The organism is Streptomyces sp. NPDC002513 (assembly GCF_053595355.1).
In genome coordinates this window covers 1-6,739 of sequence record NZ_JBSFXK010000118.1, presented here as the reverse complement: position 1 = coordinate 6,739, position 6,739 = coordinate 1, and the positions used below count along the sequence as shown (strand labels likewise).

At 67.9% G+C, this 6,739-nt stretch carries 6 protein-coding genes; 5 read left to right on the top strand and 1 reads right to left on the bottom strand.

What is annotated here, in order from left to right; translation table 11 throughout:
- A partial coding sequence (locus ACWD5Q_RS34845) for a Tn3 family transposase (RefSeq protein ID WP_451431081.1) occupies positions 1-1,623 on the top strand: 1,623 nt, incomplete at its 5' end.
- Between the two features lie 158 nt (positions 1,624-1,781).
- Here the strand turns inward: ACWD5Q_RS34845 and ACWD5Q_RS34840 are convergent.
- Positions 1,782-2,219 (bottom strand): hypothetical protein, encoded by a 438-nt coding sequence (locus ACWD5Q_RS34840; RefSeq protein ID WP_451431080.1) that lies wholly within the window; start codon positions 2,217-2,219, stop codon positions 1,782-1,784.
- Positions 2,220-2,370: 151 nt separating this feature from the next.
- On the opposite strand from ACWD5Q_RS34840, the gene ACWD5Q_RS34835 reads away from it, so the two are divergent.
- The 4 genes from ACWD5Q_RS34835 to ACWD5Q_RS34820 all read left to right on the top strand — a co-directional run bounded on the left by ACWD5Q_RS34835 (position 2,371) and on the right by ACWD5Q_RS34820 (position 6,517).
- Complete coding sequence (locus ACWD5Q_RS34835) at positions 2,371-3,630, top strand: sensor histidine kinase (protein WP_451431079.1); 1,260 nt, start codon at positions 2,371-2,373, stop codon at positions 3,628-3,630.
- Positions 3,615-4,262 (top strand): response regulator transcription factor, encoded by a 648-nt coding sequence (locus ACWD5Q_RS34830; RefSeq protein WP_451431078.1) that lies wholly within the window; start codon positions 3,615-3,617, stop codon positions 4,260-4,262. Before ACWD5Q_RS34835 ends, ACWD5Q_RS34830 begins: the two co-directional genes overlap by 16 nt.
- 147 nt (positions 4,263-4,409) lie before the next feature.
- On the top strand, positions 4,410-5,306 hold the full coding sequence (locus ACWD5Q_RS34825) for a recombinase family protein (RefSeq protein WP_451431077.1): 897 nt from the start codon (positions 4,410-4,412) through the stop codon (positions 5,304-5,306).
- 473 nt (positions 5,307-5,779) lie between these two features.
- Complete coding sequence (locus tag ACWD5Q_RS34820) at positions 5,780-6,517, top strand: hypothetical protein (RefSeq protein ID WP_451431076.1); 738 nt, start codon at positions 5,780-5,782, stop codon at positions 6,515-6,517.
- Positions 6,518-6,739: the final 222 nt, after the last annotated feature.

Below are 6,739 nucleotides of genomic sequence, written 5' to 3'. Positions count from 1 at the left end.
TATCAGGGGCTTCACGCATACCTGACGCCGGGTCACCACCCCGCGCACGCTGGGCGATCACGCACCGCAACCATCACGTTGCTGAGAAGACCTCAGTGGGAGACGCACCGCACGGAGTTCTGCCGTCTGGTCGGCAAGAGCCCTGACGCCTCCGAGGCTCTGCCGCTGGTGATGGACGAACTGGACGAAGCTGTGGGCGACCTGGAGGAGGTCCTCAAGCGCGGCGACGGGCCGGTCCGGCTGAACGACTCCGGGGAGCTGGTCATCTCGCCGCTCACCGCGGAGGACATCCCGTCCGAGGCCGAGGATCTGCACGCCGAGCTGGAGCGGATGCTGCCGAACGTGCCGATCGCCTCTTTGCTGGTGGAGATGGACCGGCACACCGGTTTCCTGGACTGCTTCGTCCACGCCGGCGGCAAACAGGCCCGCTCCCCGCAACTCAAAAGGAATCTGATCGCCTGCCTGATCGGGCTCTCCACGAACCTCGGATTGCACGGCATGGCCGCGTCCTGCGGCATCCCCTACGACGTGCTCGCGTGGACGGCGGAGTGGTACATCCGCGAGGAGACGCTGCGCGAGGCGAACATCTGCCTGATCAACTACCACCACCAGCTGCCGGTGACGGCCATGTTCGGCTCCGGCACCCTGTCTTCATCCGACGGGCAGCGGTTCCCGACGAGGGGCAAGTCGATCACCGCCCGGCACCTGAACAAGTACTTCGTGTCCGAGGGCGTCTCCACCTACACCCACGTCTCCGACCAGCACTCGACGTTCGGCACGAAGGTCATTGTGGCCACTCATCGCGAGGCCCACTATGTGCTGGACGAGATCCTGGGCAACGCCACCGATCTGCCGATCACCGAGCACGCCACGGACACGCATGGTGTCACCCTGGTCAACTTCGGCCTGTTCGACCTGGTGGGCAAGCAGCTCTCGCCCCGCATCCGGGACCTGGGCAAGATCACCCTGTATCGGATGGGCGCCAAGAGCGACTACGAGGAGCGGTTCCCGACTGCGGGGCCGCTGCTGACGAAGAAGGCCAACCTGGACCTGGTCGCCGACCACTGGGACGACCTGCTCCGTCTGGCCGGGTCGCTGAAGTACGGGCACGCCACCGCCTCTCTGATCGTCGGCAAGCTCTCCGCGTCCTCCCGGCAGAACGCGCTGGCCGCCGCGCTGAAGGAGTACGGAGCGATCCGGCGCACGATCTACGCGGCGAAGTACCTGTCGGACGAGGGCTACCGGCGCAAGATCGCCCGGCAGCTGAACAAGGGCGAGTCCCTCCACGCCCTGCGCCGCCAGCTCCACTACGCCCGCGAAGGCAAGGTCACCCGCCGCCAGCCCGAGCAGCAAAACGAACAGGTGTGGTGCCTGACCGTCGTGACGAACGCAGTGGTCTGCTGGCACACGGAGTACATGGGCCTGGCCGTCGGTGAGCTGCGTGCCGCCGGGCGCGGGGTGGACGCCGAGGTGTTGGCGCACATCTCCCCGGCGCGCAGTTCGGTGGTCAACTACTACGGCTCGATCACCGTCGACTACGAACGCGAACTCGCCCAGCTCGACGACCAGGGACACCGGCCGCTGCGGTCCGCTGGCATGGACGAGCCCGGAGCCGGGCTGTAGCAGCCGGACACGGGCCTGCTGTCCGCTGCGCGCCCCGGATGCATCAGGCGATGCCGACGACGGGGAGTGGACCAGCGCGGTGGCCGGGGTTGTCCGCCTGGTTCACTGTCGCCTTCCTTGCCGTTGGTGCAGTCAGGAAGCACGCAGGAGCCGAGGGGTCAGCGTGACTTGGGGAAGGCGGCGCGCAGTGCGGAGCCCCGGGTGATGAACGCGACTCGGATGATGGGCAGCACGCAGACAGCCTGCATCACGGCGTACCACGGCGGGCAGGCACCCGGGATCAGGTCGACGCCGATGATCGCGATCGGCATGATGACGGCGAGGGCGCTCACGCGCTCGAAGGCCCGTCGAGATCCCCGGGAAGCGGAGACGGTCATCCGGTAGATCAGCACGGCGACTACAGGCAGCAGGACTGCCCGGACCCACATGAACGTGTTCACCATACGACCGCTGCTCGACACCACGATGACCGCCAGGAGGGCGACGGCGCTGAGTGCGCCGTAGACCTTGACGCTGTTCTTCGCCGTGTCGAAGGCTTCTTGGGTGCGGGGGCAGTTGAGGAGTGCCGCCTCAGTCGCGTGCTTGTTGGTTTCCATGCTCACCGACGCTAAAAAGCGCCAGACCGACGCGGTATCCGTCTAGACCCACGGGCGGGTGGGGCTAGCCCCACTCCCCGGCTGACCAGGACGGTAGCGGGCTCCGCGCGGTGCACAGTGGGAGCACCGAACAGAATACGAAGGAAGAATCATGAGACAGCTGGGTTCATGGCTGGCGCGCGTCGGCGTGGGGTTCGTACGGGCGTGCGTCGTGGCGGTCATCAGCATGCTGGTCCCGGCCATGTGGGCCGCCGCCGTGGCGCTGGGGATCTGGTGGGGAGCGGGAAACCCGTGGTCGTGGGTTGCGCCGGTCGTGCTGGTGTGCGGGTGCACGCTCGCCCTGTCCCGCTCGGTCTGCCGGATGGTCCGCTTCCTCGTCGCGAGGTGGACGGCCACCGTCATCCCCGCCGGATACCGGCAGGCCGGGCCGGTGACGCGGATGTCCACCGGGTACTGGTGGAACGGCTTCAGTTACGAGCGCACCCGCCGCGATGCCCTCTTGGATCAGAAGTGGCGGGTCCGGTGGAGCGACCCCGCCAACTGGCGCGACCTGCGGTTCACGGCGATCGCGCCGCTCACCGCGGGCGTGGTCGCCTCCCTCCCGCCAGCCGGGGTGGCCGTAGCGGTCCTCGGGCTCGGCCAGCCGGGGCCCGCCGCGCGCGTCGTCGGGGCGCTCGGCCTGGTCGTGGCCGTCGCTAGCGCCCCGTATGCCTGGCGGTGTGTCGAGCCAGTGGCCGTCCACTTCCTGCGCCCGTCACCCGCGATGGCGCTGGCGGACCGGGTGGACGAGCTGACTGCCCAGCGCGCGGATGCGACGGTCGCCCAGGCCGCCGAGATCCGCCGGATCGAGCGGGACCTGCACGACGGGGCGCAGGCCCGCCTGGTCGGGCTCGGGCTCTCTTTGGCGACTGCGGAGAAGCTGATGGAAACCGACCCTGACCAGGCCAGGACGCTGATGCGGGAAGCGCGGGCCGGTGCCACCGCGTCACTGACCGAGCTCCGCGAACTGGTCCAGGGAATCAACCCGCCCGTGCTGAACGACCGCGGGCTCATCGATGCCGTTCGCGCTCTTGCCCTGGACAGCCCGATCGAAGCGGCTGTCAGCGCCCACCTTCAACTCAGCCTGGACCCGCCGATCGAGTCCGCCCTGTACTTCGCCATCGCCGAACTGCTGACCAACTCGGTCAAGCACGCCCATGCGACCCAGGCCCGGATCTCCATCACCCAGGACGACACCGGCATCGTCATCGATGTCGAAGACAACGGCCGCGGCGGAGCCGGCCTGCGAGCCGACGGCGGACTCGCGGGGCTGCGCCGCCGCCTCGCGGTCTTCGACGGCACCCTGGAGATCACCAGCCCGGAAGGCGGCCCGACCCGGGTGAGGATGATGGTGCCGTGCGAATCGTTGTAGCCGAAGACCTCTACCTCCTGCGTGACGGGATGGTTCGCCTCATCGAGGCATATGGACACCAGGTGGTGGCGACCGCAGCCACCGGACCCGAGACGCTGCACGCGCTGTTGACGTGGCGGCCGGATGTTGCCGTCGTCGACATCCGCATGCCACCGACCCAGTCGGACGAGGGCCTGCGGGCGGCTCTTGTCGCCCGCAGCGAACTGCCCGGACTGCCGGTCCTCATCCTTTCCCAGTACGTCGAGCAGCTGTACGCCCGCGAACTCCTGGCCGACGGCGCCGGTGGCATCGGCTACTTCCTCAAAGAGAGCGTCTTCGACGCCGATCAGTTCATCGACGCCCTGGAACGCGTCGCCGCCGGCGGGACCGCCATGGACCCGGCCGTCATCGCCAAACTACTGTCCAGCGGATCCTCGAACCGGCGACTCGAACGGCTCACCGAACGCGAACACTCCGTGCTCGGCCTCATGGCCGAAGGACTGTCCAACCAGGCCATCGGCCAACGACTCTTCCTCAGCGAAAGCGCCATCAGCAAGTACACCACCTCCCTGTTCGGCAAACTCGGCATCACCGATAACGACAACAACAACCGCCGCGTCCTCGCCGTTCTCGCCTACCTGAACAACCCCTGACGCGCCCCGGCCCCACCGCAAGTCGGTGTTTCATAGGTGGTCCCCGTTTCAACACCGGGCGCCAGCAACATCGCCGCAGGCCGACTTGTTTCACAGGCCGTTTCCTTCCTCTTGACCGGTGAAACGCACTTCTGAAACGATCCGAGCGTGATCACCGACCCGTACCGGCTCGTCGAGTCGCACACCTGCCCGATGTCCACCTGCCAGGCCCCGGCGGGCTCGCCCTGCCGCACCACCTCCGGCAAGGTCGCGCTCAAGTACCACACCGCGCGCTTCCAGCTCGTCCCCGCGCTCCGCTCCGAGCTGCACGTCGCCACTCCGGCCGTACGCCATCCCGGCTCCGCCTGGCAGGCCCTGCCCGTGCAGAAGCTCGCGGCGCCTGCCGTGCCGATGGAGGTCCGGCTCGCGTACGCCCGCGTCTCCAGCAGGACGCAGGAGATCCAGTCTCAGGTCGACGCCCTCGAATCCTCTGGCGTACACCGGCTTTTCCAGGAACGGATCAGCACCCGGGTCCGCGAGCGCCCCGAAATGAAGGCGGCCTTGGCGGCGGCTCGCGAGTACCGCTCGCTGGGGGCGAGGGTGACCCTCGTGGTGCACGAGATGAAGCGGCTCGGCCGCGGCGCTCTGGAACTCCTCAAGGTCGCCGAGGAACTGCGCGACGCCGAGATCGAGCTGGAGTTCCTCACCGGCCCCCTGGCCGGGAAGCACGACCCGTCCGGCCACGGGGCCGCCCTGTTCGCCTTCTTCGCCGCCATGGCGGAGTCCGAGCGCGACTACATCCGCGACAAGACCCTCGAAGGCCAGGAGACCGCCCGTACGAAGGGCAAAGCGATCGGCGGGGTCAAGGTCTCCGACGAGGACATGCTCGCCACCGCCCTGCGCCTGCGCGACGACGAACACCTCTCGCTGCGCGAGATCGCCTCCCGCCTCGTCATCCGCACCGGCAAGAAGCGCGGCCAGCACCCAGCCCCGGCCACCGTCATGCGCATGCTGCGCGAACACGACGAGCAGACAGCCACAGCCACTCTGGAGCCCACAGCCTGACCTGGGGCTCAGTCCTTAGCGTTGTTTTTTCGGCGAGAACTACTGGGACCCCCAGAGGTACGACCCGAGCGCGCGGCAACCGGAGCGCGTCCTCGCCCCCGAGTTCGGTCACTGGTTCGATCGTCACACCGCCCCGCCCTTCCGGCACTGCCGCAGTAAATGCGTACACCTCGCCCCGGCGGCCGGAATCGTCCGCCGCAGGTCGCGGTGATCACGGTAGGGGCTCTGCCGCAGTAAATCCGGTATTTACTACGGCAACTCGGGTCTTCGACGAAAACATCCTGGAGGCATCGGTCAGTTCGGGACGAGAGCAACGAGGCTCAGACCTCTGGGCTGACTGGGGAGTAGAGTCCGCACGTGCGTTGATTTTCCGGGCGACGGCCAAGCGCCGCCGCAGATGGTGCGGGAGCGACCCTGATGAGTTCGGGTCGCCTGATTGGTATGCCCATCATGACGATCCCGGAGATCACGAAATGACTGCTCAGAACCCCATCACCTACGATGCGTTCGTCGAACTCGCCGCCGCTGATCCAGCTGTCGTCGGCCTTGTCCTCAAGGGCTCCCGGGCTCACGAGGGGATGACCACCAAGCACTCCGATCACGACCTGTACGTCGTTCTCGCTGATGACGCGACAACCGACCTCACCCGGTTCACGGGCCACCGCACCCCGGAACTCGACCTCGTCGTCCTCTCCCTCGACGAGTTCCGCGCCGCCGGAATGCCGGGCTTCGAGCGGTACGCCCTTGCCCGCGCCCAGATCGTGCTCGACCGGCTCGACGGAGCCATCGCCCAGATCCTGGCCGAAAAGGCACGGCTCGACGCCGACGAAGCCTTCCGGGAGGCGGACGAATCGCTCGACGCCTACGCCAACTCCCTTTACCGCTCAGTCAAGAACGACCGCGACGGGCACACGCTCGCGGCCCAGCTCGACGCCGCCGACAGCATCCGGTTCCTGCTGGATCTACTCTTCGCACTGGACCGTCGCCCCCGCCCCTACAACAAGTACCTGGAATGGGAGCTCGCCCGATTCCCGCTGCCCGGCTGGGACACCGGAACGCTGCTCGACGCCGCGGACCGCATCGCGGGAACGGGCGACGTATCCGCACAGCGCCGCCTCTTCGCCCAGGTCGAGGCAGTGGCCCGGCAGGCCGGGCACGGCGCGGTGCTGGACGCCTGGGGCGAGGACCTGCACCTAATGCGACCGCAATAGAAGCGCGGTGTGAGAGCTCCCGGCCTCCGGGGACCAGGTGAAGCAGCAGGAGAAGCCCTCGGATACGGATGGTCAGGCGGCCTGACCGAGGCCGGCGGGGGTCAGGTCCTGCTCGCGCAGCGGGGTGAACCTCGATCCGTCAGTTGGGGCTTGTCGTCTTTTGTCTCGGCGGTTCGCCCGTAATGTCCTCTGCCGTTCGAGGGCGGGCCGTCGCGTGACGCT

What these genes read in the sequence shown, in the direction of transcription:
- ACWD5Q_RS34840 (WP_451431080.1), bottom strand. Translation starts at nt 2,219, where the DNA reads ATGGAAACCAACAAGCACGCGACTGAGGCGGCACTCCTCAACTGCCCC.
- ACWD5Q_RS34820 (WP_451431076.1), top strand. Translation starts at nt 5,780, where the DNA reads ATGACTGCTCAGAACCCCATCACCTACGATGCGTTCGTCGAACTCGCC.
- ACWD5Q_RS34835 (WP_451431079.1), top strand. Translation starts at nt 2,371, where the DNA reads ATGAGACAGCTGGGTTCATGGCTGGCGCGCGTCGGCGTGGGGTTCGTA.